The organism is Streptomyces sp. NPDC041200, from assembly GCF_055591805.1.
This window is the reverse complement of sequence record NZ_JBVIZF010000002.1, coordinates 67,742-90,948: the sequence shown is the minus strand read 5'-3', so window position 1 is coordinate 90,948 and position 23,207 is coordinate 67,742. Positions and strand designations below refer to the sequence as shown.

At 72.7% G+C, this 23,207-nt stretch carries 21 protein-coding genes; 10 read left to right on the top strand and 11 right to left on the bottom strand.

Annotated features, from left to right (window positions below; translation table 11 throughout):
• Nucleotides 1-43: 43 nt before the first annotated feature.
• Nucleotides 44-2,080 (bottom strand): VWA domain-containing protein, encoded by a 2,037-nt coding sequence (locus ACZ6CL_RS05465; RefSeq protein ID WP_468931483.1) that lies wholly within the window; start codon nt 2,078-2,080, stop codon nt 44-46.
• A gap of 290 nt (nt 2,081-2,370) precedes the next feature.
• Between ACZ6CL_RS05465 and ACZ6CL_RS05460 the strand changes: the two genes are divergently transcribed.
• Nucleotides 2,371-4,428, top strand: a complete 2,058-nt coding sequence (locus tag ACZ6CL_RS05460; protein ID WP_468931480.1) for a PhoX family protein — start codon at nt 2,371-2,373, stop codon at nt 4,426-4,428.
• 30 nt (nt 4,429-4,458) lie between these two features.
• Here ACZ6CL_RS05460 and ligD read toward each other — a convergent pair whose 3' ends face one another.
• Nucleotides 4,459-5,394, bottom strand: a complete 936-nt coding sequence (gene ligD / locus ACZ6CL_RS05455) for a non-homologous end-joining DNA ligase (RefSeq protein ID WP_468931478.1) — start codon at nt 5,392-5,394, stop codon at nt 4,459-4,461.
• Between the two features lie 81 nt (nt 5,395-5,475).
• On the opposite strand from ligD, the gene ACZ6CL_RS05450 reads away from it, so the two are divergent.
• Nucleotides 5,476-6,564 (top strand): LysR family transcriptional regulator, encoded by a 1,089-nt coding sequence (locus ACZ6CL_RS05450; RefSeq protein WP_468931475.1) that lies wholly within the window; start codon nt 5,476-5,478, stop codon nt 6,562-6,564.
• Here the strand turns inward: ACZ6CL_RS05450 and ACZ6CL_RS05445 are convergent.
• The 3 genes from ACZ6CL_RS05445 to ACZ6CL_RS05435 form a co-directional block, all read right to left on the bottom strand.
• Nucleotides 6,561-7,598 (bottom strand): endonuclease/exonuclease/phosphatase family protein, encoded by a 1,038-nt coding sequence (locus ACZ6CL_RS05445; RefSeq protein WP_468931473.1) that lies wholly within the window; start codon nt 7,596-7,598, stop codon nt 6,561-6,563. The two genes, ACZ6CL_RS05450 and ACZ6CL_RS05445, sit on opposite strands and share 4 nt — an antisense overlap.
• Nucleotides 7,599-7,697: 99 nt before the next feature.
• Entirely contained in the window at nt 7,698-9,236 is a 1,539-nt protein-coding gene (locus tag ACZ6CL_RS05440) for an ATP-dependent DNA ligase (protein WP_468931471.1), read from the bottom strand.
• 116 nt (nt 9,237-9,352) lie between these two features.
• Nucleotides 9,353-9,907 carry a DUF7144 family membrane protein gene (locus ACZ6CL_RS05435; RefSeq protein ID WP_468931469.1) on the bottom strand — a complete coding sequence of 185 codons (555 nt, stop codon included), beginning with the start codon at nt 9,905-9,907 and terminating at the stop codon, nt 9,353-9,355.
• Nucleotides 9,908-10,247: 340 nt separating this feature from the next.
• On the opposite strand from ACZ6CL_RS05435, the gene ACZ6CL_RS05430 reads away from it, so the two are divergent.
• Nucleotides 10,248-12,953 carry a SpoIIE family protein phosphatase gene (locus tag ACZ6CL_RS05430; RefSeq protein ID WP_468931466.1) on the top strand — a complete coding sequence of 902 codons (2,706 nt, stop codon included), beginning with the start codon at nt 10,248-10,250 and terminating at the stop codon, nt 12,951-12,953.
• Between the two features lie 43 nt (nt 12,954-12,996).
• Here the strand turns inward: ACZ6CL_RS05430 and ACZ6CL_RS05425 are convergent, their stop codons facing one another.
• Nucleotides 12,997-13,596 (bottom strand): TetR/AcrR family transcriptional regulator, encoded by a 600-nt coding sequence (locus tag ACZ6CL_RS05425; protein WP_468931464.1) that lies wholly within the window; start codon nt 13,594-13,596, stop codon nt 12,997-12,999.
• A gap of 273 nt (nt 13,597-13,869) precedes the next feature.
• Here ACZ6CL_RS05425 and ACZ6CL_RS05420 point away from each other — a divergent pair, with 273 nt between their 5' ends.
• The 6 genes from ACZ6CL_RS05420 (at nt 13,870) to ACZ6CL_RS05395 (ending at nt 19,233) form a co-directional block, all read left to right on the top strand.
• Nucleotides 13,870-15,480 (top strand): sensor histidine kinase, encoded by a 1,611-nt coding sequence (locus tag ACZ6CL_RS05420; RefSeq protein WP_468931462.1) that lies wholly within the window; start codon nt 13,870-13,872, stop codon nt 15,478-15,480.
• 14 nt (nt 15,481-15,494) lie between these two features.
• Entirely contained in the window at nt 15,495-15,926 is a 432-nt protein-coding gene (locus tag ACZ6CL_RS05415) for a roadblock/LC7 domain-containing protein (RefSeq protein WP_468931459.1), read from the top strand.
• The gene (locus tag ACZ6CL_RS05410; protein WP_385445530.1) at nt 15,923-16,285 is read left to right on the top strand and encodes a DUF742 domain-containing protein; all 363 of its coding nucleotides are present in this window, start codon (nt 15,923-15,925) and stop codon (nt 16,283-16,285) included. The genes ACZ6CL_RS05415 and ACZ6CL_RS05410 overlap by 4 nt, the downstream gene beginning before the upstream one ends.
• Complete coding sequence (locus ACZ6CL_RS05405; protein WP_468931457.1) at nt 16,266-16,886, top strand: GTP-binding protein; 621 nt, start codon at nt 16,266-16,268, stop codon at nt 16,884-16,886. The genes ACZ6CL_RS05410 and ACZ6CL_RS05405 overlap by 20 nt, the downstream gene beginning before the upstream one ends.
• Nucleotides 16,883-18,157 carry a cytochrome P450 gene (locus ACZ6CL_RS05400; protein ID WP_468931455.1) on the top strand — a complete coding sequence of 425 codons (1,275 nt, stop codon included), beginning with the start codon at nt 16,883-16,885 and terminating at the stop codon, nt 18,155-18,157. The genes ACZ6CL_RS05405 and ACZ6CL_RS05400 overlap by 4 nt, the downstream gene beginning before the upstream one ends.
• A gap of 449 nt (nt 18,158-18,606) precedes the next feature.
• Complete coding sequence (locus ACZ6CL_RS05395; RefSeq protein ID WP_468931452.1) at nt 18,607-19,233, top strand: TetR-like C-terminal domain-containing protein; 627 nt, start codon at nt 18,607-18,609, stop codon at nt 19,231-19,233.
• A 50-nt stretch (nt 19,234-19,283) separates the two neighbouring features.
• On the opposite strand, the gene ACZ6CL_RS05390 is transcribed toward ACZ6CL_RS05395, so the two are convergent.
• The 4 genes from ACZ6CL_RS05390 to ACZ6CL_RS05375 form a co-directional block, all read right to left on the bottom strand.
• Nucleotides 19,284-19,997, bottom strand: coding sequence for a DUF305 domain-containing protein (locus tag ACZ6CL_RS05390; protein ID WP_468931449.1), 714 nt, complete (start codon nt 19,995-19,997; stop codon nt 19,284-19,286).
• Complete coding sequence (locus ACZ6CL_RS05385; protein WP_468931447.1) at nt 19,994-20,659, bottom strand: DUF3105 domain-containing protein; 666 nt, start codon at nt 20,657-20,659, stop codon at nt 19,994-19,996. The genes ACZ6CL_RS05390 and ACZ6CL_RS05385 overlap by 4 nt, the downstream gene beginning before the upstream one ends.
• A gap of 73 nt (nt 20,660-20,732) precedes the next feature.
• Entirely contained in the window at nt 20,733-21,218 is a 486-nt protein-coding gene (locus ACZ6CL_RS05380; protein ID WP_468931445.1) for a hypothetical protein, read from the bottom strand.
• A 58-nt stretch (nt 21,219-21,276) separates the two neighbouring features.
• Nucleotides 21,277-21,624 carry an ArsR/SmtB family transcription factor gene (locus ACZ6CL_RS05375; RefSeq protein ID WP_468931443.1) on the bottom strand — a complete coding sequence of 116 codons (348 nt, stop codon included), beginning with the start codon at nt 21,622-21,624 and terminating at the stop codon, nt 21,277-21,279.
• A gap of 91 nt (nt 21,625-21,715) precedes the next feature.
• Here ACZ6CL_RS05375 and ACZ6CL_RS05370 point away from each other — a divergent pair, with 91 nt between their 5' ends.
• Nucleotides 21,716-22,828: a cation diffusion facilitator family transporter gene (locus ACZ6CL_RS05370; RefSeq protein ID WP_468931440.1), complete on the top strand. Its 1,113-nt coding sequence runs from the start codon at nt 21,716-21,718 to the stop codon at nt 22,826-22,828.
• Between the two features lie 9 nt (nt 22,829-22,837).
• Here the strand turns inward: ACZ6CL_RS05370 and ACZ6CL_RS05365 are convergent, their stop codons facing one another.
• Nucleotides 22,838-23,182, bottom strand: coding sequence for a hypothetical protein (locus ACZ6CL_RS05365; RefSeq protein WP_179935572.1), 345 nt, complete (start codon nt 23,180-23,182; stop codon nt 22,838-22,840).
• Nucleotides 23,183-23,207: the final 25 nt, after the last annotated feature.

Here is a 23,207-nt window from a genome sequence, read left to right as displayed (position 1 = left end):
ATTCCGGTGCGCGGACGGCCCTCGTCTGTGTGCTGTGTCTGTCCTACGCGAGTACGCCCGCGGCCCGAGCGCTCTCCAGCCACCCCGGGAACGCCTTCAGCAGCTCCTCGTACAGCTCGGCGTCGGACAGCGACCGGGGGTCGAGACCGGCGTGGAAGAACGCCGCGTTGTCGAGCGCCCGCTTCTCCGGCACGGCGAGCGCCGGTGAGGTGCCGAGCTTGCGGAGGAAGTCGAACCCCTTCGCCTCGGGGTCGCCGAACCCGACGAACTGCCAGAACAGCGGCAGCCCCGCCGCCTCGCACAGCGCCTTCTCCGCTGCCGCCTTGCCGGTGGGCGCGCCGTCCGTCTGGAAGACCACCAGGGCCGGGTCGGTCGCCCCGGACGCCTTGTAGTGCTCGATCACCGCTTCGACCGCCCGGTGGTAATTCGTCCGCCCCATGTGCCCGAGCGAGGCGTGCAGCTCCTCGACGCGGCCCTGGTAGTCGTCCACGCCGATCTCGGCGGTGCCGTCGATGTCCGTCGAGAAGAACACGATGGGCAGGGTGCCGCTGTCGTTGACGCTCGCGGAGAGGGCGAGCGTCTGCTCGGCGAAGTGCTGGACGGTGCCGTCCTTGAAGTAGTTCCGCATCGACCCCGAGCGGTCCAGCACGAGGTAGACGACCGCACGGGTGTCGCCGAGCTTGCGCCCCGCCAGCGCCTGCCCCGCGGCGGCGCCCATCCCGGCGAGCCCCGGAGCCCTCTGTGAGAGCCCGTCGACGCCCGCGTCGCCGTCCGCCGTGGCGGTGGTTCCGGCGGCGGCCTCGGCCGCCACCGTCTCGGGCTCGGGTGCGGCCTCGGCCTCGGTGTCCGCCGTGGGGGCGGGTTCGGTAGTGGACTCCTCCACGGCGGCTGTCACCGGTTCGGGTGCTGCCTCGGTGGCGGCGTTTTCGGCTTTGGTGGTTGCCTCGGCCTTGGTGTCGTCCGCCGGGGTGTCCTCGGGGGTGGCCGGCTCCGCCGGGATGGAGGTGGTGACGTCGGCCGGGGTGGCGGTCGCGTCCGCGACGGGAGTGGCCACCTCCGGTTCGGGCGCTGCGTCCGCGGGGACGTCCTCGGCGGACGGCTCCGGCTCGGCGTCCGTGCTCGCAGCGGCGACCGGCTCCGCCGATGCGGCCGGAGCCGCGGGCTGGGGCTCCGGCGCGGTATCTGCCGCAACGGCCTCCGCGGCCACGGCCGTCTCGGGCTCGGGTGCGGCCTCGGGCTTGGTGTCCGCCGTGGGGGCGGGTTCGGTGGTGGACTCCTCCACGGCGGCTGTCACCGGTTCGGGTGCTGCCTCGGTGGCGGCGTTTTCGGCTTTGGTGGTTGCCTCGGCCTTGGTGTCGTCCGCCGGGGTGTCCTCGGTGGTGGCGGGCTCCGGCGAGGTGGATGTGGTGACGTCGGCCGGGGTGGCGGTCGCGGGCTCGGCCGTGGCGGCGGCTTCGGCCGCCACCGGCTCGGGCGCCGCTTCGGCCTTGGCGCTGGTCGGCTCGGGCTGGGCCTCTGCCGAGGCGGTGTCGGGCTGGGCGGGCTCGTCGTCGGCGTTCGCCGCCGGCTCGCTCTCGGCTACCGCTTCGGCCTCGGCGTTGTCCGCCGGGGCGTCCTCGGCGGTCGGCTCCTGCTCGGCCTCCGCAGGCGCGGCAGGCGTGCTGTCGGCCGGGGCGGCGGCTTCCGCTGCCGGGGCCGGCTCGTCGGTGGCCGCGACGGCGGCCTCGGGCGTCACCGGCTCGGGCGCTGCCTCGTCCTTGGGAGCGTCCGCCTCCTCCTTGGGGGCGTCCGCCTCGTCCTTGGCGGTGGGCGCTTCCGCCTGCGCGGGCTGGGCGTCCGTGACGCCGGGCTCGGCCGTCTCCGCGGCGGGGGCGTCCTCCGGGGACTTGGGCTTGTCCTGGGGGGCCGTGGGGGCGGCGGGGGCGCCCAGGATTTCGTCCAGGGTCTTCAGGGGCTCGGCCAGAGCCGGGTCGTGGGCGGGTTCTTCCGGCGCCGGGTCGGGCTTCGGCTCGGGAGCCGAGTCCGACTCGGATGACGGGGCCGGGACAACTGCCGCCTCCGGCGCAGCGGAATCGTCCACCCGTGTGTCTCGGGAGCGTCCGAATACTTTGCGCAGTAGGTCCCGTATGCCCATGGGAGATGCCTCTCACGTGTTCGAGTGCGGTACATGACGTCGCATGACCGTGGTGCCGAAAGGCTAGCGGTCCGACCGGCTGGTTTCGGTCGTCGATTCCGGTCGCCGGTCGTTCACCCCCGGTTCACGGTGCGGTTGTCGGCGTGCGGTTCTACACGCCTAGCTTCGCGGCCAAAGGATTCCGACGTCATGTCGGCGGGGGCCGCCACGATGTGACGTCCTACGGAGGGGAAGTCGTGCCCAAGCTCCTGCCGCTCATCAGCTCGCATACGGGCGGTCGTTCCGCACTGACCTGCCGGTACCGCTGTGGTGACGCTTGTTTCCACGAGACGCCGAACACGAGTGACAACGCCTACGTCGGGGACGTCATCGCGGGCGCCCTGTCGCGCCGTTCGCTGATGCGGGCGAGTGCCGTGGTGACCGTCGCGGCCGCGACCGGGGTCGCGGCCGTGGGGCGGGCGCCCCGGGCCGCCGCCGCGTCGGGCAGGCCGGATACGGCGGGTAAGCCCGCCCGTGGGCTGCGTTTTCCGACGGTCGCGCCGAACACGAAGGACACGGTGGTCATCCCCGAGGGACATGACCAGAACCTTGTCATCCGCTGGGGCGACCCGATCCTCCGCGGCGCGCCCGCCTTCGATCCGGACCACCAGTCGGCGAAGGCCCAGGCGGGCCAGTTCGGCTACAACAACGACTACATGGCCGTGCTGGACGTCCCGCACGAGCGCGACCGCCAGCTGCTGGTGGTCAACCACGAGTACACCGACGAGGTGCTGATGTTCGCGGGGTACGACGCGGACAACCCCACCCGGGAGCAGGCCGAGATCGGCTGGGCGGCGCACGGGCTGTCCGTCGTGGTGGCGGAGGAGCACCGCACGGTCGGCAAGCTCACGGCCGTTCCGAGGCACCAGCTCAACCGGCGGATCACCGCGACGACGCCGTTCGAGGTGACGGGCCCGGCGGCGGGCGGCAAGCTGCTGCGGACCTCGGCGGACCCGTCCGGCAAGCGGATCCTCGGCACGCTGAACAACTGCGGCGGCGGCATCACCCCGTGGGGCACGGTCCTGTCGGGCGAGGAGAACTTCAACCAGTACTTCGGACACGCCGACCAGGCCCCCGACGCGACCACGAAGGCGCGCCTGAAGCGCTACGGCTTCGAGGAGGGCCCCTCCGAGCGCAAGTGGGAGCGTTTCGACGACCGTTTCGACGTGGCGAAGGAGCCCAACGAGCCGAACCGGTTCGGCTGGGTCATCGAGGTGGACCCGTTCGACCCGGACTCCACCCCGCGCAAGCTCACCGCGCTGGGCCGCTTCAAGCACGAGGCCGCCGAGCCGCGGCTGACGACCGACGGCCGCCCGGTGCTCTACATGGGCGACGACGAGAAGTTCGACTACTTCTACAAGTTCGTGTCCGCCAAGCGCATGATGAAGGGCGGCAGCCGCACCGCCCGCGAGCACAACCGCACGCTGCTGGACGAGGGCACGCTGTACGTCGCCAAGTTCACCGGTGACAGCCCGGCCTCGCAGATCGACGGCTCCGGGAAGCTGCCCGACGACGGGGAGTTCGACGGTTCCGGCGAGTGGATACCGCTGGCGACCGGCGACACCTCGCACGTGGACGGGATGACGGCCGAGGAGGTGTACGTCTTCACGCGGATGGCCGCCGACAAGGTGGGCGCGACGAAGATGGACCGCCCCGAGGACGTCGAGCCGAGCCCGCGCACCGGCCGGGTCTACGTCGCGCTGACGAACAACACCGACCGCGGCAAGGACGGCAAGGCGCCGGTCGACGAGGCCAATCCGCGGAACGGCAACAAGCACGGCCAGATCCTGGAGCTGACCGAGCACCGGAACAACCCGGGCTCCAAGAGCTTCAACTGGCGGCTGTTCCTGGTGTGCGGCGACCCGGAGGACCCGAGCACCTACTTCGGCGGCTTCCCGAAGGACGAGGTCAGCCCGATCTCCTGCCCGGACAACCTCACCTTCGACGCGTTCGGCAACCTCTGGATCTCCACCGACGGCAACGCGCTCGGCAACCACGACGGGCTGTTCGGGGTGGCGACGGCGGGTGGCCGGCGCGGTGAGGTGCGGCAGTTCCTGACCGTCCCGAACGGCGCCGAGACCTGCGGGCCGGTCGTGCAGGACCGGCGGGTGCTGGTGGCGGTGCAGCATCCGGGCGAGCTGGACGGGGCGAGCGTCGAGAAGCCCGCGTCCACGTGGCCGGAGGGGCCGGGCACGCTGGTCCGCCCGTCGGTGGTCAGCGTCTGGCGGCGCGACGGCGGGGACATCGGCGCGTAGCCGCACCTGATTGCCGCTGAGCGAGCCTGATCACCGCTGGGCGAGCCGCGTCAGCCGCCGCCGCGCGGTGCGCAGCGAACGACCCCTGGTGTCCGCGTGGGACCAGGGGTCGTTCCGCATCCGCTCCTCGAAGGTGCGCAGCGTCCAGCGGTCCGCGGCCAGCGCTGGGTCGTCCAGTTCGGCGGCGTCGATCGGCGCGGCGACGGGGGCGCCGGGGCGGGCGCGTACGGCGTACGGGGTGACCGCGGTCTGCGCGTAGGTGTTGCGCTGGGTGTCCAGGTAGAGCCGTCCGCCGCGCTGGTCCTTGCGCATCTCGGTGGTGAGCCGGTCGGGGTGGCGGGCGGCGAGCGTGTCGGCGGCGTCGCGGGCGAAGGCCCGTACGGTGTCGAAGTCCGCGCGCCGGTCGAGCGGGACCACGACGTGCAGCCCGCGCGAACCGGTGGTCATCAGCAGCCCAGGCAGCCCCAGTTCGCCGAGCAGCCCGCACACCTGCCGGGCCGCGAACCGCACCTCCTCGAAGCCGGAGCCGCCGCCTTCGCCGGGCGGGTCGAGGTCGAAGACGAGCCGGTCGGGGTGGTCAGGACGGTCGGCGCGGGAGAGCCAGCGGTGCGGGGTGATACAGGCCTGACCGGCCAGATAGGCAAGGGTCGCGGTGTCGTCGCACACCGGGTGGGTGACCTTGCCGCCCTCCTTGGGGAGAACGGCCCGGCGCACCCATTCCGGAAAGTGGTCGGGGGCATTCTTCTGCATGAGCGGCTTGCCGCCGATTCCGTCCGGGTGGCGTTCCATCATCAGGGGACGGTCGCGCAACTGCGGCACGATGAGCCGGGAGACCGCACGATAGTGATCGACGAGATCCGATTTGGTGATTCCGTCGTCGGGGAAGAGCACCTTTTCCGGGCGGCTGATCTCGACGGTGTGCCGTCCGGCCCTGACCTTCCGCGCATCGGTGCGTATCTCGCTCATATCCGCCCGGGTTACCAGGGGGCGGCTGCGTAAACTCGGGAGCCCCCGGCGGTACGCGGGGGAAAACGGGGAGGGGAAATCATGACGAGGACCGGACTGCTGGACAGTCCGCTCGCCCTCATGGACACCACGATGGACCAGCTCCGCACGCTGGTCGTGGTCCATGAGACCGGTACGGCGCTGGGCGCCGCCCGGGCGCTGGGGCGGGAACAGGCCAGTGTGCAAAAGCAGCTCGACACCATGAACCGCAACTTCTCCGAGCTGTGCGGCGAACCTCTGGTGCTCAAGCAGGGGCGCGGCAAGGATGTGCTGTTCACCGGCACGGGCGGGGCCCTCGTCGAATTGGCGCGGGAAACGCTGGGTAACTGGCTGGACGGCATCCACGGCTCCCGCCGTCGTCTCGGCCGGAGTCTGATGGTGGGCACCACGCGCCTTACGCTCGGTTATCTCGCGAGCGCCCGGGAGCGGGTGGCGGGGGAATTCCGGGAACGCGGGATCGACCTCAGGGTCGGCCATGTGCGGACCCGGGACGTGCTCGCGAAACTGCGCGCCAAGGAAATCGATCTGGTGTGCGGAAGCGTGGTGACCGGCGGCGAAAACTCCCGCGAACTCGACGCCTTCGACGTGATGGAGTGGCGGCGCAGCGCGGTCTCGCTGGTGACCAATCTGCCCGTGGACGAACTGCCCGGACCGGCCGTCGAGCGCGGTGAGCTGGCCACGCTGCCGATGGTGGTCTCGGCGGGCGGGGTGATGGCCGGGGTGCTGCACACCTGGTTCGGCGCCGGTTACCGCGACACCCTGCGCATCGCCGCCGAGATCGACAACGTCAACTACGGCTTCGAGCTGCTGCGTTCGGGGGTGGTGCGCGGCTGCATGCTGGTCACCGAGGGGGTCGCGGACGCGGCGGGCGACCCGCAGGCGGCGTACGCGCGCGGTCTGCGCGCCGTCGAACTGGTCAATGACACCGGGCCGAAGCTGGAGGTGCTGCTGGGCGCCTTCACCCGGCGCGGGGAGCGCGCGGCGTACGCCCCCGGCCATCCGCTCAATCTGCTGTGGAACGCGCTGGAGGCGGAGAAGGAGCGGTGGCGGCGCGAGCCCCACGGCCCCGGCGAGGCCCCGGCCCAGGACCCCTTCGAACTGGCCACCGCGGACGACCCGGACGGCCTCTAACCCGCCGCGTGCAGGTCCAGGTCGACCAGTAGCGCCCGGTGGTCGGTGTTCCCCAGGTCCAGGAAGCGGGCGGTGCGCGGCCGCAGCGCGTCGCTGACCAGGACGTGGTCGATCTGCGCGCCCAGCACCGGGGTCGTGGCGCTCGGCCAGCTCGGCGTCCGGGACAGCCCGGTGGCCCGTGCGCTGTCCCGCATCCCGGTGTCCAGCAGGGCCCGGAAGGCGGCGTGGTCCTGGGTCGCGTTGAAGTCGCCCGCGATCAGCGTGGGGTCGTCGCCCCGCCCGGCCGCGTAGGCGCGCAGCCGACCCAGTTCGGTGCGCCACACGCCCAGCTGCCCCGGCATCGGCGGCATCGGGTGCGCGACCTGGAGCCGTAGCCGTACGCCCGCGATCCGCGCGACCGCGCCCGGCATCGACAGCTCGCCGGAGACGCCCCGCGCCTTCTCCAGCGGGAAGGCGCTGAGGATCGCCGAGCCCTCGGCGGGGCTGCCGGTGACGATCTCCCGGTACGGATACGCCGTGCGGACGGCCGCCGAGCCGAGCGCGTCCGCGCAGTGGACGTCGCACTCCTGGACGGACACCACGTCCGGCCGCTCCCGGCGCAGCGCGTCCAGCAGCCCGTCCGTGGCCTGCCCGAACTCCAGGTTCGCGCTGAGCACCCGCAGCGGGGCGGCGACCGGGCCGCGCGGCGCGGGCGCCGGGCCGGGGTCGTACGGCTGGATGAACCAGCCGGTCACCGCGGCGGCCAGCAGCGCCCAGCCGCACCCCAGCGGCCAGCGCGCGGCCACGCTGAGCAGCAGCCCCAGCAGGGCGGGGACCAGCAGCCAGGGCAGAAAGGCCAGCAGCTGCGGTACGGGCGTGACGCCATCGGTGCCCACGGCCCGGCACCCCAGCACGACACTCACCACGGCCAGCGTCCCCAGCGCGCCCCAGGCCGCCGCCCGGCCCCCGCCGGGAAACCGGACCAGGCGGCGGACAGCGTCCCGCCGACCGGACGCGCGCCCGTCGGCACGGTCAGCGGCGACAGTCGTCTCCACGCGGGGCCTCTCGTTCGGTACGGGAGCGCCCATTGTCCCGCACCCCTGAACGAGGCTCCCGCGCAACACTCCTGACGGGACGTCAGTGGGCGGCCCGGCTCACGGCCGTCGCAGGGCCAGGACCGTTTCGACCGTGTCCGCCTGGGCCGCGGGCTTGTCCTCCCGGTAGCGGAGGACGCGGGCGAAGCGGAGGGTGACGCCCGCCGGGTAGCGGGAGGAGCGCTGGAGGCCGTCGAAGGCCACCTCCACCACCAGTTCGGGGCGCACCCGCACCACCCAGCCGTCGTCGCTGACCGCGATCCCCAGCAGGGCTTCCGTCTGCCAGTCCAGCAGCGCGTCGGTCAGCCCCTTGAAGGTCTTGCCGAGCATCAGGAACGTGCCGTCCGGGCGCCGGGCGCCCAGGTGGAGGTTGGAGAGCCTGCCGGTGCGGCGGCCGTGGCCCCATTCGGCGGCCAGGACCACCAGGTCGAGGGTGTGCACCGGCTTGACCTTCAGCCAGGACGCGCCGCGGCGGCCCGCGCCGTACGGGGCCTCCAGGCCCTTGGCGAGCACGCCCTCGTGGCCCCGGGCGAGCACGTCGGCGGCGAACGCGCGGGCCGCCCGCCGGGTCTCCGGGTCCGCCGGGTCCTCGGCGGCCAGTTGCCGCACCCGGCGGGGCGCGGGGGCCACCCGGGACAGTTCGGTGTGGCGCTCGCGGGTCGGCAGCGCGAGCAGATCGCGGTCGTCCACGGCGAGCAGGTCGAAGAAGACGGGGGACAGCGGCAGCGCGGCGGACGCCCCGGCGATGTCGAGCCGGGAGCCGACCCGGGCGGAGGTCTCCTGGAACGGGCGCGGCCGCCCGGCCTCGTCCAGCAGGATCACCTCGCCGTCGAGGATGGCCCGCCGCACGGCGAGTTCGCGGGCCGCCGCGATGACCTCGGGCAGCCGGTCGGTGACCTCGTCCAGGGTGCGGGTGTAGATCCGTACGTCGTCCCCGTCCCGGTGCACCTGGACCCGGATGCCGTCCAGCTTCTCCTCGATCACGCACGGGCCGAGCCGGTCCATGGCCTCGTCCAGATCTCCCGCGCTCTGCGCGAGCATCGGCAGCACCGGCCGCCCCACCTCCAGCCGGAAGTCGGCCAGCGCGGCCGGGCCGCGCGCGAGCAGCGCCTCGGCGACCGCGCCCAGCGAACCGCCGAGCATCACCGCCCGGCGCACCTCGGCGGGCGGTGCGCCGACCGCCTGCGCCAGCCCCTCCACGGCCAGCGCCTCCAGCGCGCCCTGGCGCAGCTCCCCGCCGATGAGCCCGAGCAGGAAGCGCTGCTCGTCCTCGGTTGCGTCGGCCATGAGCGCGCTCACCAGCCGTTTGCGCTCCGCCCCGGCGCCGGTGCCGGAGACGGCGGCGATCCGGCTCAGCGCGCGGTCCACGTCGAGGACGGCGAGCCGTGGCGCGGCGGCGGGCTCGCGCCGCCCACGCAGGGTGGACCAGCCGACACCGGTGCGGCGCTGCGGCAGCTTCCCCGCGAGGTAGGTGATCACCACGGGGGCCTCGGCGGGTTCGGTGCGGCGGAACAGCGCGGCCAGGGCGGCGATCTTCTCCGAGCGGGCGGAGGTGGCCGCGACCTGCCGGGAGGTGCGTGCGACATCGGCCAGCAGCATGGCTCCAGCCTGCCTCCGCCTCCGCCGCGCCGCACCCGCGGGCTGGGCTTACCCCGACGGCACGGCTGGTCTCGGTGTCACCGGCGGCCGGGCCGCCGGTGACACCGCCCTGGTCGTCATCGGGCTTCGGGATCCGGTCCGGGCCCGCCACCCCGGGGCTCGGGACCCTGCCCGCCGCCCGTGGGGCCCGTCCTGCCCGTGTCCGATCCGCTCATCCTCGCCCCGCCCATTCCCGCGCCGCCCATTCCCGGTTCCATGCCCTGGCCCCCGGTGCACAGGGCCCAGATGACGAACGCGTCGATGAGCAGCAGCACCGTCGCCCACAGCGGGGTGTACGGCAGCCAGAGGAAGTTGGCCAGCAGGGCGAGCCCCGCGATCACTACACCCACGGTCCGGGCCCACATCGCTCCGGTGAACGTCGCCAGTCCGGCGACCACCAGGACGACGCCGAGGATCATGTGGATCCAGCCCCACCCGCCGAGGTCGTAGCTGAAAACGTAGCTCTGGGTAGCCACGAACACCCTGTCGTTGCGTACGGCCGCGATGCCCTGGGCGAGGGTCATCAGACCGCCGAAGAGCATCATGACGGCCCCGAAGACGAGACGTCCGCTGACCCCGCCGTAGCTGCGGGGGGCGGTTCCCGGGTGGACTCCACCCGCGTGAGTGGCCATGTCGGGCTCCTTCGTCAGGCGCGACCGACGGCCCGGCGGCCGCCGTTTCGCGGCAATTCGGGTGAATTGCCCTAATGTCAGGTTTACACAGTCCGCCGGGCTCGGCACCCCGCGTCCCGGACGGCCGCCTGCACGCAAAGTCACCCCTTCTCGGCAGATGGTGATTCTCCTGGGCATAACGTGCGGATGGGGCTCGCCTTCCGGGAATTACCGGTGTAGATGTATCTCTATGGCCCGGTTCATGGGTCGATCGTGGGTTGCCCGCGTGTTCCCCGGTCGGCGCCCACGGAGTCGGCGGCGCGAGCGCCCTCAGGAGGCGGGACGGCGCTCTCGGACGTGGATGAGCGTCCGCAGTGTCGCCGGCCAGGTCTTCGTCCTCCAGCTGATCATCGTGCTGCTGCTCGGTGTCGCGGCGACCGTCGCCCTGGTGCTGCAGGTACGGCACGACGCCACCGATGAGGCCCGCGGCCGCTCGGTCGCCGTCGCCGAGTCGTTCGCCAACTCGCCGGGGATGGTCCAGGCCCTGCGCAGCCGCGACCCGACCGCCGTGCTCCAGCCGAAGGCGGAGGCCGTCCGGAAGCGGTCCGGGCTGGACTTCGTCGTCGTCATGAAGACCGACGGCATCCGGCTCACCCACCCCAAGCCCGACCGGATCGGCAAGCACTACGTCGGCACCATCGAACCGGCGCTGCACGGGCACACCACCACCGATGTCGGCCCCGGCACCCTGGGCCAGGCGATGGACGCGGTGGCGCCCATCTTCGACCGCCACCACAAGGTCGTCGGCGCGGTCGGCGCGGGGATCACGATCAGCACGGTGAGCGGGCTCGCCGACCGCCAGCTGCCGCTGCTCATCGGGGCCGTCACCGCCTCGCTCGCACTGGCCACCGGCGGCACCGCCATGGTCAGCCGGCGGCTGCGGCGCCAGACCCGGGGCCTTGACCCGGCCGAGATGACGCGGATGTACGAGCACCACGACGCGGTGCTGCACGCCGTCCGCGAGGGCGTGCTGATCCTCGACGGCGACGCCCGTCTCGTGCTCGCCAACGACGAGGCGTCCCGGCTGCTCGGCCTGCCGCCGCGCCCCGAGGGGCGCCCGATCCACCAGCTGGGCCTGGACCCCGGGATGGCCGGTCTGCTGGTCTCCCGGCGCGTCGTCACCGACGAGGTGCTGGCGGCCGGTGACCGGCTGCTGGCAGTGAACAACCGGCCCACCGACCGCGACGGCGGACCGCCCGGCAGCGTCGCGACCCTGCGCGACTCCACCGAGCTGCGCGCCCTGACGGGCCGCGCCGACGTGGCGCAGAAGCGGCTCAAGCTGCTGTACGACGCCAGTGTGGAGGTCGGCACCACGCTCGATGTGGGACGCACCGCCGTGGAGCTGGCGCGGGTGGCGGTCCCGCGGTTCGCCGACTTCGTCACGGTCGACCTGGCGGAGCCCGTGGCGCGCGGGGAGGAGCCGCCCGCGGTCGGCGGCGCGGAGATGTGCCGGGCGGCCGTCCACGGCATCCGGTCCGACCACCCCTTCTACAGCGTGGGCGAGCGGTTCTCGTTCGCCGAGTCCACACCCCAGGCGTGGGGCGTGGGCAGCGGGCAGGCGGTCGTGGAGGACGATCTGACCCAGGCGTACGGCTGGCAGGCGCAGGACCCCCACCAGACCCGCAAGGTCATCGAGTACGGCGTGCGCTCGCTGGTCACCGTGCCGCTGCGGGCCCGCGGCGTGCTGCTCGGCGTGGTCAACTTCTGGCGGATGGCGGAGCGCGAGCCCTTCGAGGAGGAAGAGGTGACGCTCGCGCAGGAGCTGGCCTTGCACGCGGCGGTGTGCATCGACAACGCCCGCCGCTACACGCGCGAGCACACCATGGCGGTGACCCTCCAGCACAGCCTGCTGCCCCGCGCCGTGCCCGCGCAGAGCGCCCTCGACGTGGCCTTCCGCTATCTGCCCGCCGAATCGGGCGTCGGCGGCGACTGGTTCGACGTGATCCCGCTGCCGGGCGCGCGGGTGGCGCTGGTGGTGGGCGACGTCGTCGGGCACGGGCTGCACGCGGCGGCGACGATGGGGCGGCTGCGGACGGCGGTGCACAACTTCTCCACCCTCGACCTGCCGCCCGACGAGATCCTGTCCCATCTGGACGATCTGGTGGCCCGCATCGACCAGGACGAGAGCCCGCTCGGCCGGGGCGTCCCCGGGGGCGAGCCCACCACCGGCGCGACCGGCGCCACCTGTCTGTACGCGATCTACGACCCGGTGACCCGGCGCTGCACCATGGCCCGGGCCGGGCATCCGCCGCCCGCGGTGGTGAGCCCGGACGGCTCGGTGGAGTTCCCGGACCTGCCCGCGGGGCCCCCGCTCGGCCTCGGCGGGCTGCCGTTCGACTCGGCCGAGCTGGAGTTGGCCGAAAACAGCCATCTCGTCCTCTACACCGACGGGCTCATCGAGGACCGCCGCCGGGAGATCGACATCGGTCTGGAGATGCTGCGCCACGCCCTGTCACGACCGGGGCGGTCGCCCGAGGAGATCTGCACCGAGGTGCTCGACGCGATGCTGCCCACCGAGCCGGGCGACGACATCGCGCTGATCGCCGCCCGGACCCGGGTGCTGGGCCCCGGCCGGGTGGTGTCCTCGGACGTGCCGTCCGACCCCGCCGCGGTGGCCAGGGTGCGCGCCGAGGCGCAGCGGCAGCTGGAGGAGTGGGGCATGGAGGAGGTGGCGTTCACCGCCGAACTCGTCCTCAGCGAGCTGATCACCAACGCCATCCGGCACGCCACCGGCCCGATCCGGTTGCAGCTGCTCCGCGACCGCAGTCTGATCTGCGAGGTGTCCGACACCAGCAGCACCTCACCGCATCTGCGGTACGCGACACCGGTCGACGAGGGCGGCCGGGGGCTGTTCCTGGTCGCGCAGTTCGCCGAGCGCTGGGGTACGCGCTACATCCCGGGCGGCAAGGTCATCTGGGCCGAACTGGCCCTGCCGGACCCGCCGGAGCCTCCCCTGGAGCCGTCGGCGCACGCGTCCCGGCCGCCGGTGGTACCCGGCCCGGCCTGACCGGCGCCCGCGTCAGGCCGTGGGGCCCGCGCCGTACGCCGCGTCAGGCCGCCGGGCCCGCGCCGCCCGCCGCGTCCCGGGCGAACCGCTCGACCAGGACGTCCAGCCGCTCCCGCTGCAGCTCCGGCGGGATCCGCCCCGCGCGGGCCAGTACGGCGAGCCCGTGCAGCGCGCCCCAGATGACCTCCGCGTACAGCTCGTCCCGTCCGCCGCCCGGCTGCCCGGCCGCGGCCACCAGCTCAGCGAAGGCGGCGCGCGGCGCGGTCGGCGTGTCCTCCTGGGCGAACGGGACGCCGGACTCCATCACGAACATCGCCGCGTAGAGCGCGGGGCGGGCGACCGCGAAGTCCAGATAGGCGCGGGCGACCGCGCGCAGCGCCTCCCGGGGCGATTCCGCGGTCCCCCGGGCCCGCCGCAGCCCGGCGGCGAGGTCGCCGAAGCCCTCGACGGCGACCGCCCGCACGATGGCGTCCTTGCCCTTGAAGTGGCTGTAGAGCACCGGCTGGCTGTAGGCGACGCGCTCGGCGAGCCGACGGGTCGTCACCGCGTCCCAGCCCTCGGCCTCCGCCAGTTCACGAGCGGCGGTGATGATCAGCTGATGGCGCCGGGCGCGCTCGTGGTCACGGCGTTCGGTTGAGGACATGACAGCTGACCCTAGCAGTGCTAGTCACTCTAGCCACGACAATCAGGTGTGCTGTGCGGGGAAAGGGATACGTGACCCCAGCTCAGAACCGTTCACCTTTGGCGCGATCGGACAACGTTCGGTACCGGACCGCGATGCTGACAGGTCGTCATGGTCCGTGTGCTGAGCGCGGTCGTTCAAAATTCTCTGAGCAGTACTACCATGTGCCGCCCACGGCTTGATGTCCGCGTGGTCCACCCTCAACCCTCGAACGCGCCCATGAGGACCTGATAGATGTCAGCACATATATCCAGCCATCCCTACAAAGGGCCTGCCGTAACCCGGCAGGCCCTGGCCGTGCCCCTGCTGGCCGCGGTCGTCGCCGGCGGGGCGGGAGCGTGGGTGACGGCAGAGGTGCCCGAAGCCCAGCGCGTCCTCGTCGCCGTCTTCTGCGCGCTGGTGGCCGTGGCGCTGGGGTTGACCCTCGCGGTCGCCGCCCACCGGTCGCGGACCATCGGCCGTCTGCAGTCCCGGATCGCGAGCCTGGAGGCCTCGGCCGCGCAGTACTCCGCGGAGGCCGCCCGTCTCGCTGACGAAACGATTCCCGCTGCGGTGAAGGGCCTGCGGGACGGCGGTTCCGTGGACACCGTGCTGATGCAGGTGACCAAGCCCGGCGACCAGGCGCACGGCCGGGTGCTGCGCCGGGTGGTGCAGGAGATCGGCACCGGTGAGCGCATGCGCGCCTCCGCGATGGCCGCCTGCGCCAACGCCGCGGGCCGGGTCCAGGCCCTGGCCACCAGCATGCTCGCGGACCTGCGCGAGATGGAGAACCGGCACGACGAGAGCGTCCTCGGCGACCTGCTGAAGCTCGACCACACCACCGCGCAGACGGGCCGTATCGCGGACAGCATCGCGGTGCTCACCGGCGCCCGCTCCGGGCGCCGCTGGACCAAACCCATCGTGATGGAGTCCATCCTGCGCGGCGCGGTCGGCCGGATCAGCGCCTATCAGCGGGTACGGGTCCACGCGGCCAGCAACGCCGCGGTGGCCGGTTACGCGGCCGAGGGCGTCATGCACGCCCTCGCCGAGCTGATGGACAACGCCACCAGCTTCTCGCCTCCCACCGAGGAGGTGCACGTGTACGTCGAGGAGACCCACACCGGCGTCGTGGTCACCATCGAGGACGGCGGCCTCGTCATGGGCCCGTCCGCGCTGGCCCGCGCCCAGAAGGCGGTCTCCTCGCAGACACTCGACCTGACCACCCTGTCCGGCACCCGGCTCGGCCTCGCGGTCGTCGGCTGTCTGGCCCGCAAGCACGGGCTGACGGTCTCCTTCCGGCCGTCCGCCCGGGGAGGTACCGGCGTCGTGGTTCTGATCCCGCAGCAGCTGATCACGCACATCAACCAGGACGCGGTGCCCGAGGCGCCCGTACGGAACCGTGTCGAGCCCGCCCGGCCGCGGACCGCCGCGAGTGCCGAGCGCGCCGAGCGCGCCGAGCCGGTGGCCGGGACGCCCGCCCCGTCGGCCCAGCCCGCTCCGGCCCGGCCTGCCCCGGCTCAGCCCGCTCCGGCTCAGCCCGCTCCGGCCGCTTCCGCGCCGTCGGCGCCGTCCGCCCCGTCGCCCGAGGCGGAGCCGTCCGGCGCGTCCGGCGCACCCAGCTCATCCGATGGCCCCTCCGGCGCCGACGCCCCGGCGGAGCCGCGCGTCAACGGGCTGCCCCGGCGGCGCCGCGGTGAGACGCTCGCCGCCGCCACCCGGTCCACACCGCGCCCCGCGCCCGACGCCAAGCCGAAGCCCCCGCGTACCGACGCCGGTGCCCGCTTCGGTGCCTTCCGTGACGCCACGCGCGGCTGTCCCGCGCCGTCCGCCGAGTCCGCTGAGTCCGCAGAGAACGACCAGCCGTGATGATAGGAACGCCGATGAACACCACAGACCGCAGCTTGGACTGGCTGCTGGAGAACCTGCTGGAGAAGACGCCGGGGGCCCGGCACGCGCTGGTGCTGTCCCGGGACGGTCTCAAGCTGTGCCTGACGTCCGGTCTCTCCGTGGACCAGGCCGACCAGCTGTCGGCCATCGCCTCGGGTATCCAGAGCCTCTCCCACGGCGCGTCGATCGAGTTCGGGGACGGCAGCGGCGGCGTCCGGCAGTCCATGACGGAGTTCCACGGGGGAATCCTGTTCATCGTCGAGGCGGGCGAGGGCGCGCACCTGGCCGTCGTGGCGCACGACGAGGCCGACGTCGGCATCATCGGCCACAACATGAACGAGATGGTCGAGCAGATCGGCGACCATCTGCGGGCGGCGCCCCGTACCTTCGCGAACGGTGGCCGGGGCGGCGGGACGGACGCATGATCCGAGGGCCGCTCGACAGCGAGGACCCTGACCGGCTGTACACCGTCACCGGTGGCCGCAGCCGCGCCGACGAGAGCGTGTTCGACATGGTCACGCTCATCGTCAGCGAATCCGATCCCTCACTCGGCATGCAGTCCGAGCACGTCAAGATCCTCCGGATGTGCCGTCGGCCCATGGCGGTCGTGGAGATCTCCTCGTACCTGGGACTGCCCGTCAGCGTGGTCAAGATCCTGCTCTGCGACCTGCTCGACACCGGCAAGATCACCGCGCGCCATCCGCATGCGGCCCGCCCCGACAACGGAGGGCTGCCGGAGCCCGAAACGCTGAAGAAGGTGCTCGTTGCACTCCAGAACCTCTGACCGCGCCGACGTCCGGGCACCGCTGCGGGCGAGCGCGAGCGATGGCCTCAAGATCGTCGTCGTCGGCGGATTCGGCGTGGGCAAGACGACGATGGTCCAGTCGGTGAGCGAGATCCGCCCGCTCAGCACCGAGGAGACGATGACCCAGGCGGGCGTCGGGATCGACGACGCCTCGTTCGTCCAGTCGAAGACGACCACCACGGTCGCCTTCGACTTCGGCCGGATCAGCCTGGACGAGCAGATGGTGCTCTATCTGTTCGGCGCGCCCGGACAGGAACGTTTCTGGTTCCTGTGGGACCGGCTCTTCGCCGGGACCCTGGGCGCGGTCGTCCTGGTCGACACCAACCGGCTCGCCGACTCGTGGTACGCCATCGACCGGCTCGAGTACCACGGGACGCCGTTCATCGTGGCCCGCAACAACTTCACCGAACCGCAGCACACCCTGGAGGAGGTCCGGGACGCGCTCGATCTGCCCCCGGATGTCCCCGTGATCGACTGCGACGCCCGTGAACGCGACTCCAGCAAGGCCGTGCTGGTCGCGCTGGCCCGTCACCTCTACTCCCTGTCCACCTCCTCCGCCGCCCGGGAGACCACCGCGTGACCACCCCGGACCCCACGTCCCCACCAGAGGACCCCTTCGCCCCCGCCGCACCGCCCCCGCAGGGCTGGCCGGAGCAGCCGGACGCGGTGCGGCTGGACATGGATCTGCTCCGCGCCGATCCGGACGAGCTGTACCGCAAGCTCCGCCGCGAGCACGGCCCCGTCGTCCCCGTGCTGCTCGAACCGGACATTCCCGTCTGGCTGGTGCTCGGGTACCGGGAGCTGCTGCGGGTCACCACGGACCCCAACCTGTTCGCCCGCGACTCACGCCGCTGGCACTCCTGGGACCGGGTCCCGGCCGACTGGGAGTTGATGACGTTCGTCGCCTACCGGCCGACGATGCTGTTCTCCGAGGGCGCCGAACACGAGCGCCGCTCCGAGGCGATCATCGACAGCATGGAGTCCGTGGACCCGTCCGAGCTGCGGGCGCAGTGCGAGCGGGTCGCGGACGCGCTGATCGACGTCTTCGCGGGCAGCGGGCGCGCCGATCTGATGGCCGAGTACGCCAGCCAGATCCCGCTGCGGGTGCTGAACCCCATGTACGGGCTGGACGACGACCCCGCTCTGACGCAGGAGATGGTCGACCTGGTCAGCGGGAAGGCGGGACCGGCCGCGTTCGACCGGCTGACCAACCGGATGGTGGCGCTGCTGGAGCACGCCCGGGCCAACCCCGGCGCGTCCAACATCGCCTCGGTGCTGGCGTTCCACCCGGCGGGCCTCAGTGACGAGGAGATCATCAACGACCTCCTGGGCAACGTCTACGCGGCCCACCAGCCCACCACCGACCTGATCGGCAACGCGCTGCGGCTCATGCTCACCGACGAGCGGTTCGCGGTGACGATGGCGGGTGGGCGGCGCAGCGTGGGCCAGGCGCTCAACGAGGTGCTGTGGGAGGCCACTCCGGTCCCCAACTGGGTCGGCCGCTGGGCGTCCGAGGACACCATGTTCGCCGGACGCCACATCCGCAAGGGCGACTGCATGATGCTGGGCCTCGCGGCGGCCAACGCAGACCCCGACGTACGCCCGGACTTCCGGGCCGGGGCGTCCGGCAACCAGGCCCACATGGCCTTCAGCCACGGCCCGCACGGCTGCCCCCAGGCCGCCCGCGAGCTGGCCGAGAACATCGCCATGGCCGCGATCGAGGTCCTGATCGACCGCCTCCCGGATGTGGCCCTGTCGGTCACCCCCGACGAGCTGGAGTGGCGCTCCGCGCTGATGATGCGCGGTGTGTCGTCCATCCCGGTCGACTTCACCCCGGCCTTCACCCGCTGACCCGACTTACTTCCGGCCCCGGCGGTCCCGTTACCGCCGGGGCCGCGCGCTGCCCGCCGGTTGTTCCGGCGCCGGGGCTCAGCCCAGGGCGTTGAAGACCGCTTCGGGACGGTCGCGTCCGGAGAACAGGGCCCACGCGGTGTCGGCGATGTCGAGGGGCTGTCCGCCCTGCAGGCCGAGGCGGCAGGGGGCTGCAAGCGCGCTGGACCTTCCCTCCCCGCGTACGGAAGGTCCAGCACGCTCACTTTCACGCCTCACCCTTAATGCTCATGGGCGCGCGTTAAGCTGGGGGCGTTACCGTATCCAGACGTGGGCACGTCACGCAATGCAGTACCGGCCGGTAGAGGCTTGAAGTAGTGAAGATTTCGTGCGCCCGGGTTTGGCGGGACGTAGGGTCGGCCCGTTACGGACCCCACTCACGGCACAGGAGACATGGCGGCTCACCATCCATGAACGCCCGACCACCCCACGGCTCGGCGCGCCCCGGCGGGCGCACGGCACGGACCCGCGCCGCCGTGCTGGCCGCCGCCTACGACGCGTTGGGCGACGAATCGATCAGCGCGCTCACCCTCGACAAGCTCGCCCGGCGCTCCGGGGTTCACGCGTCGACCATCCGGCGGCGCTGGCGGACGGTGGAGGGAGTCGTCCTCGATCTGCTGGCCCAGCGCAGCTCCACCCTCCCCACCCCCGACTCGGGCGACTTCCGGCGGGATCTGCGGGAACTCGCCCAGGCCATCGCCGACTTCAACACCGCGCTGCGCAACCGCAACCTCATCCAGGGGCTGTTGGCGGCCGCCGCCCAGGATCCACGGGTCGAGGAGATCGTCCGCGGCGCCTTCGTCGGACGGAGCGAGCAGGTGACCCAGATCGTGCGGCACGCGATCGACCGGGGTGAGGTTCCCCCGGACACCGACGCGATGGACGTCATCGCCGCGCTGGGCGCGCCCTTCTACTACCGGGTGCTCATCCTGCGCGGGCCCATCGACGCCCGCTTGGTGCGGACCAGCGCCGAGGCGGTCTATCAGGCCGCGCGCGCGGGGGTGTTCCGCAGGGAGAGCGAGGCCCCCGGCCCATGAGCGGGCCGGGGGCGTCACCGGGGGTGCCGCCGGGGGCGTCACCGGGGTGTTCAGGAGCCGCTGCCACGCTCCTTCAGCATGTCCGCCATCAGCTGGATCTCCGACTGCTGGGCCTTGACCATCGACGTGGCCAGCCGCTTCTCGGTCGGGTCCGCGACCAGCTCGACCGCGCCCTCCGCCATCGCGACGCCGCCCTTGTGGTGGGCGGTCATCAGCTTCAGGTAGAGCACCTCGGCCGCCTTGCCCTTGGCCGTGCGCAGCTCGTCCAGCTCGGTGTTGGTGGCCATGCCCGGCATGAGCGAGCCGTCGTGCGGCTTGTAGGCGTGGGCCATGCCCTTCATCGAGCCGTGGTCCATGCCGTCCATGCCGTCCGCCCCGGCGTCCTTCATCCACGTCATCGGCGCGTCCTCGGACGTCCGGTCAAGACCCCACCGGTCCAGCCAGCCCTGCAGGATCCCGCGCTCGGTGGCCTGCGCCGTGAGGATGTCGAACGCCAGCCGCCGCACGTCCTCGTCGCCGGTGCGGTCGCGCACGATGAGCGACATCTCCACCGCCTGCTGGTGGTGGGTGGACATGTCGCGGGCGAAACCGGCCTCGGCGGAGGCGTCGTTCGGCGTGCCGGTGCCGGTCGTGCCCTCCGAGCGGTCGCTCATCAGCCACACCACCCCCACCGCCACCAGCGTCAGCACCGCGAGGGCGGCGGTGATCCCCGCCACCAGCGGCTGCCGCGACGCGCGGCCGAGGGCGGTGGTCCCCTCCGTCACGAGGACTTCCCGTTGGTGCAGTAGGCGTTCGGCTCGGGGGTCTGCTTGCCCTGGACGAACTTCTTGAAGAAGGCGGCCACCCGCGGGTCCGACGCCTTCTGTATGTCCAGCTGGTTGCCCCACGCGTTGAGGACGATCGGCGCCTTCTGGTCGTCGTAGGGGCTCATCAGCGAGTACGGCGTCTTCTTCACCCGGGTCTTGAGGGTGGCGATGTCCTCCTTGGACGCCTTGTCGCTGTAGGTCACCCACACCGCGCCGTGCTCCAGCGAGTGCACGGCGTTCTCCTTGGTCAGCGGCTTGTCGTAGACGTCGCCCTGGCAGTTCTGCCAGACCTGGTTGTGGTTGCCGCCGACCGGCGGTGACATCGCGTACTTCACGGTGCCGCCGACGTGGGTGCGGCCCAGGTTCTTCCAGGTCTTCATGCCCTTGAACTCACCGGTCTTCACGACCGACGAGCTGACCTTCGTGGCCTTCTCCTCCTTCTTGTTGCCCGCGTCGACCAGGAAGAAGCCGCCGACCGCCAGCGCGGCGACGATCACGGTGCAGGAGGTGATGGTGATGATCCGGTACCTGCGCTCGCGGGCCTTCTCGGCGCGGCGCAGCTCCTCTATCTTCGCGCGGCGCTCGGCCGCGCCCTTCGTCTTCGATCCCTTGGAAGCCATGGCTGTCCAGTCCTCGCATATCTCGCACTGTCGCACTGAATGAGTGAAGTGATGGCGGATGTCGGCGATCGGCCTAGGTGCGGAGTACTTGGAGCTGATGGAGGCCGAGGGCGTGGACGTGGGGGTCGGGCGGCGCCCGTACGGAGTCCGTGACCCGGGGACCGCCCGGCGGCCGGAGCCCGGCGGGGGCGGGCGGCGGGACGGGCGCGGGGACCAGGGCGGGGTTCCCGCCGCGGGGACCGGCCACGCAGTCGTCGCTGCCGTTGCCCGGGGTTCTGGTGTCGTCCCCGGCGGCCGGGGCGCCGGGCGGGATGTGCCGAGGGGCGTCGAGAGCGGTCAGGGACCGCTCCAGCGGGGGCCGTTCGAGGTGCGGTTCGGCTACGAGACGGTGCGGGCAGCCCACCGATATCGGCGGGTGGTCGCCGCCGGAGTGGACGCACGACGGCGCCACCCAGAGGGCCACGGCGAAGAGCGCCACGGCACGTCTGAGCGCGGAGCGCGCGGTGGCTCGCACCCCGCGCATCCGTAAGCCCTCGTCTCCGGCCCGCCCTCTGCCCATCGCGCCAGATCGTAACCAGTGGGCCTGCCGGGGCTGAACGGGTACGGCGGCAATCGCGTCAGTCGTGCCGGGGGAGACCCGACAATTCGTGGTCGGCGTGGCTCAGCGCCTCGGTGACCAGCCGGGCCAGGTGGCCGTCCCGGAGGGCGTAGACGACGCGTCGGCCGTCCTTGCGCGAGGTGACGACCCCGGACAGCCGCAGCTTGGCCAGGTGCTGGCTGACGGCCGGGCGGGCCGCCCCGCAGACGGCGGTCAGCGCCGTCACATCGGCCTCGCCCGAGGCCAGGGTGTGCAGCAGTGCCAGCCGGGTGCGGTCGGCGAGCAGGCCCAGCACCTCGGCGGCGCGCGCGTACTGCTCGGCGCTCGGGGTGCGCGGATGCGCATCGTGCGCATCTGATAGGTGCATGCGTGCGCTCATACGCACATAATGGGCCGCGGGGACGGACCGTGTCCAGTACGTGCGGAGCACATGGGGAAGCACGAGGAAGGCGGAGGCCATGACGAACGACCGGCACGCGCACGACCACGGGCATGACCCTGGGCACGGGCACAGCCACGGGCGCGACGACGGGCACGATCCGGGGCACGGGCACAGCCACGGGCACAGCCACGGGCACGGCCGCGGGGCCCGGTGGCGCCACCGGGCGGGTCATCTGCTGCGCCCCCACTCCCATGACTCCGCCGACAAGACGGACCAGGCCCTGGAGTCCTCCGCCCGGGGCCTGCGCGCCCTGTGGGCCTCCCTGGCCGTCCTCGGCGTGACCGCTGTCGCGCAGGCCGTCGTCGTGGCCGTCTCCGGGTCCGTCGCGCTGCTCGGCGACACCGTCCACAACGCCGCCGACGCCCTGACCGCCCTCCCGCTCGCCCTCGCCTTCCTGCTCGGCCGCCGCGCCGCCACCCGCCGTTTCACCTACGGGTACGGGCGGGCCGAGGACCTGGCCGGGATCGCGATCGTGCTCACCATCGCGGCCTCCGCCGCGTTCGCCGCCTGGACCGCCGTGGACCGGCTGCTGCACCCGCGCGACATCGAGCAGCTGCCCGCCGTGGCCGCCGCGGCCGTGGTCGGTTTCCTCGGCAACGAATGGGTCGCCCGCTACCGCATCCGGGTCGGCCGTGAGATCGGCTCGGCCGCCCTCGTCGCCGACGGCCTGCACGCCCGTACCGACGGCTTCACCTCGCTCGCCGTCCTGCTGAGCGCGGCCGGTGCCGCGCTCGGCTGGCGGCTCGCCGACCCCCTCGTCGGCCTCGCCATCACCGCCGCGATCCTGCTGGTGCTGCGCGACGCCGCCCGCGAGGTGTTCCGCCGGGTGATGGACGCCGTCGACCCGGCCCTGACCGACGCCGCCGAGCGCGCCCTGCGCGCCGTACCTGGCGTCCAGGACATCGGCGAGCTGCGGCTGCGCTGGATCGGCCACCGGCTGCGCGCTGAGGTCGCGGTCGTGGTCGGCGGCGAGCTGACCGTACGGGAGGCACACGGGGTCGCGGTGGACGCCGAACACGCCCTGCTGCACGCCGTCCCCAAGCTGACCGCCGCCCTGATCCACGCCGACCCGGCCCCGTCCGACCGATCCCCCGACCCGCACGGCCCGTTGGCCCACCACGCCGTGTGAACGTGTGCTTCAGACGGCGCTGACCGGGGCGATCAGCCCGGCCGTGGAGGCCGGGGGCACGGGGCCCACGCGGGCGCTGACCAGGTCGCCGCGCTCCAGGAAGCCCGTACCGCTCAGGTCGACGTGGACGCGCAGCCCGTAGGCGTCGTCGGGGTCCAGCTCGCCCGGGACCGTCACGCTGAACGGGATGTGACCGGCCGGGCTCAGCGGCACATCGGTCTGTACCTGCGCCCCCACCACGGAGGTGGCCACATCGGCGCGGGACACGTTGCGCACCTCCACCACCACCCTTGCCGCCCGGACCGTGGGGGTGTCCGGGGGCAGGGACACGATGCCGCTGAGGACACTGCTCATGCGCGCCATTACATGCCACCCGCGC

Coding starts and splice junctions, on each gene's coding strand:
- ACZ6CL_RS05395 (WP_468931452.1), top strand. CDS start 18,607: ATGAACGCCCGACCACCCCACGGCTCGGCGCGCCCCGGCGGGCGCACG.
- ACZ6CL_RS05435 (WP_468931469.1), bottom strand. CDS start 9,907: ATGGCCACTCACGCGGGTGGAGTCCACCCGGGAACCGCCCCCCGCAGC.
- ACZ6CL_RS05410 (WP_385445530.1), top strand. CDS start 15,923: ATGATCCGAGGGCCGCTCGACAGCGAGGACCCTGACCGGCTGTACACC.
- ACZ6CL_RS05420 (WP_468931462.1), top strand. CDS start 13,870: ATGTCAGCACATATATCCAGCCATCCCTACAAAGGGCCTGCCGTAACC.
- ACZ6CL_RS05450 (WP_468931475.1), top strand. CDS start 5,476: ATGACGAGGACCGGACTGCTGGACAGTCCGCTCGCCCTCATGGACACC.
- ACZ6CL_RS05415 (WP_468931459.1), top strand. CDS start 15,495: ATGAACACCACAGACCGCAGCTTGGACTGGCTGCTGGAGAACCTGCTG.
- ACZ6CL_RS05425 (WP_468931464.1), bottom strand. CDS start 13,596: ATGTCCTCAACCGAACGCCGTGACCACGAGCGCGCCCGGCGCCATCAG.
- ACZ6CL_RS05370 (WP_468931440.1), top strand. CDS start 21,716: ATGACGAACGACCGGCACGCGCACGACCACGGGCATGACCCTGGGCAC.
- ACZ6CL_RS05375 (WP_468931443.1), bottom strand. CDS start 21,624: ATGCACCTATCAGATGCGCACGATGCGCATCCGCGCACCCCGAGCGCC.
- ligD (WP_468931478.1), bottom strand. CDS start 5,394: ATGAGCGAGATACGCACCGATGCGCGGAAGGTCAGGGCCGGACGGCAC.
- ACZ6CL_RS05365 (WP_179935572.1), bottom strand. CDS start 23,182: ATGAGCAGTGTCCTCAGCGGCATCGTGTCCCTGCCCCCGGACACCCCC.
- ACZ6CL_RS05385 (WP_468931447.1), bottom strand. CDS start 20,659: ATGGCTTCCAAGGGATCGAAGACGAAGGGCGCGGCCGAGCGCCGCGCG.
- ACZ6CL_RS05380 (WP_468931445.1), bottom strand. CDS start 21,218: ATGGGCAGAGGGCGGGCCGGAGACGAGGGCTTACGGATGCGCGGGGTG.
- ACZ6CL_RS05440 (WP_468931471.1), bottom strand. CDS start 9,236: ATGCTGCTGGCCGATGTCGCACGCACCTCCCGGCAGGTCGCGGCCACC.
- ACZ6CL_RS05430 (WP_468931466.1), top strand. CDS start 10,248: ATGAGCGTCCGCAGTGTCGCCGGCCAGGTCTTCGTCCTCCAGCTGATC.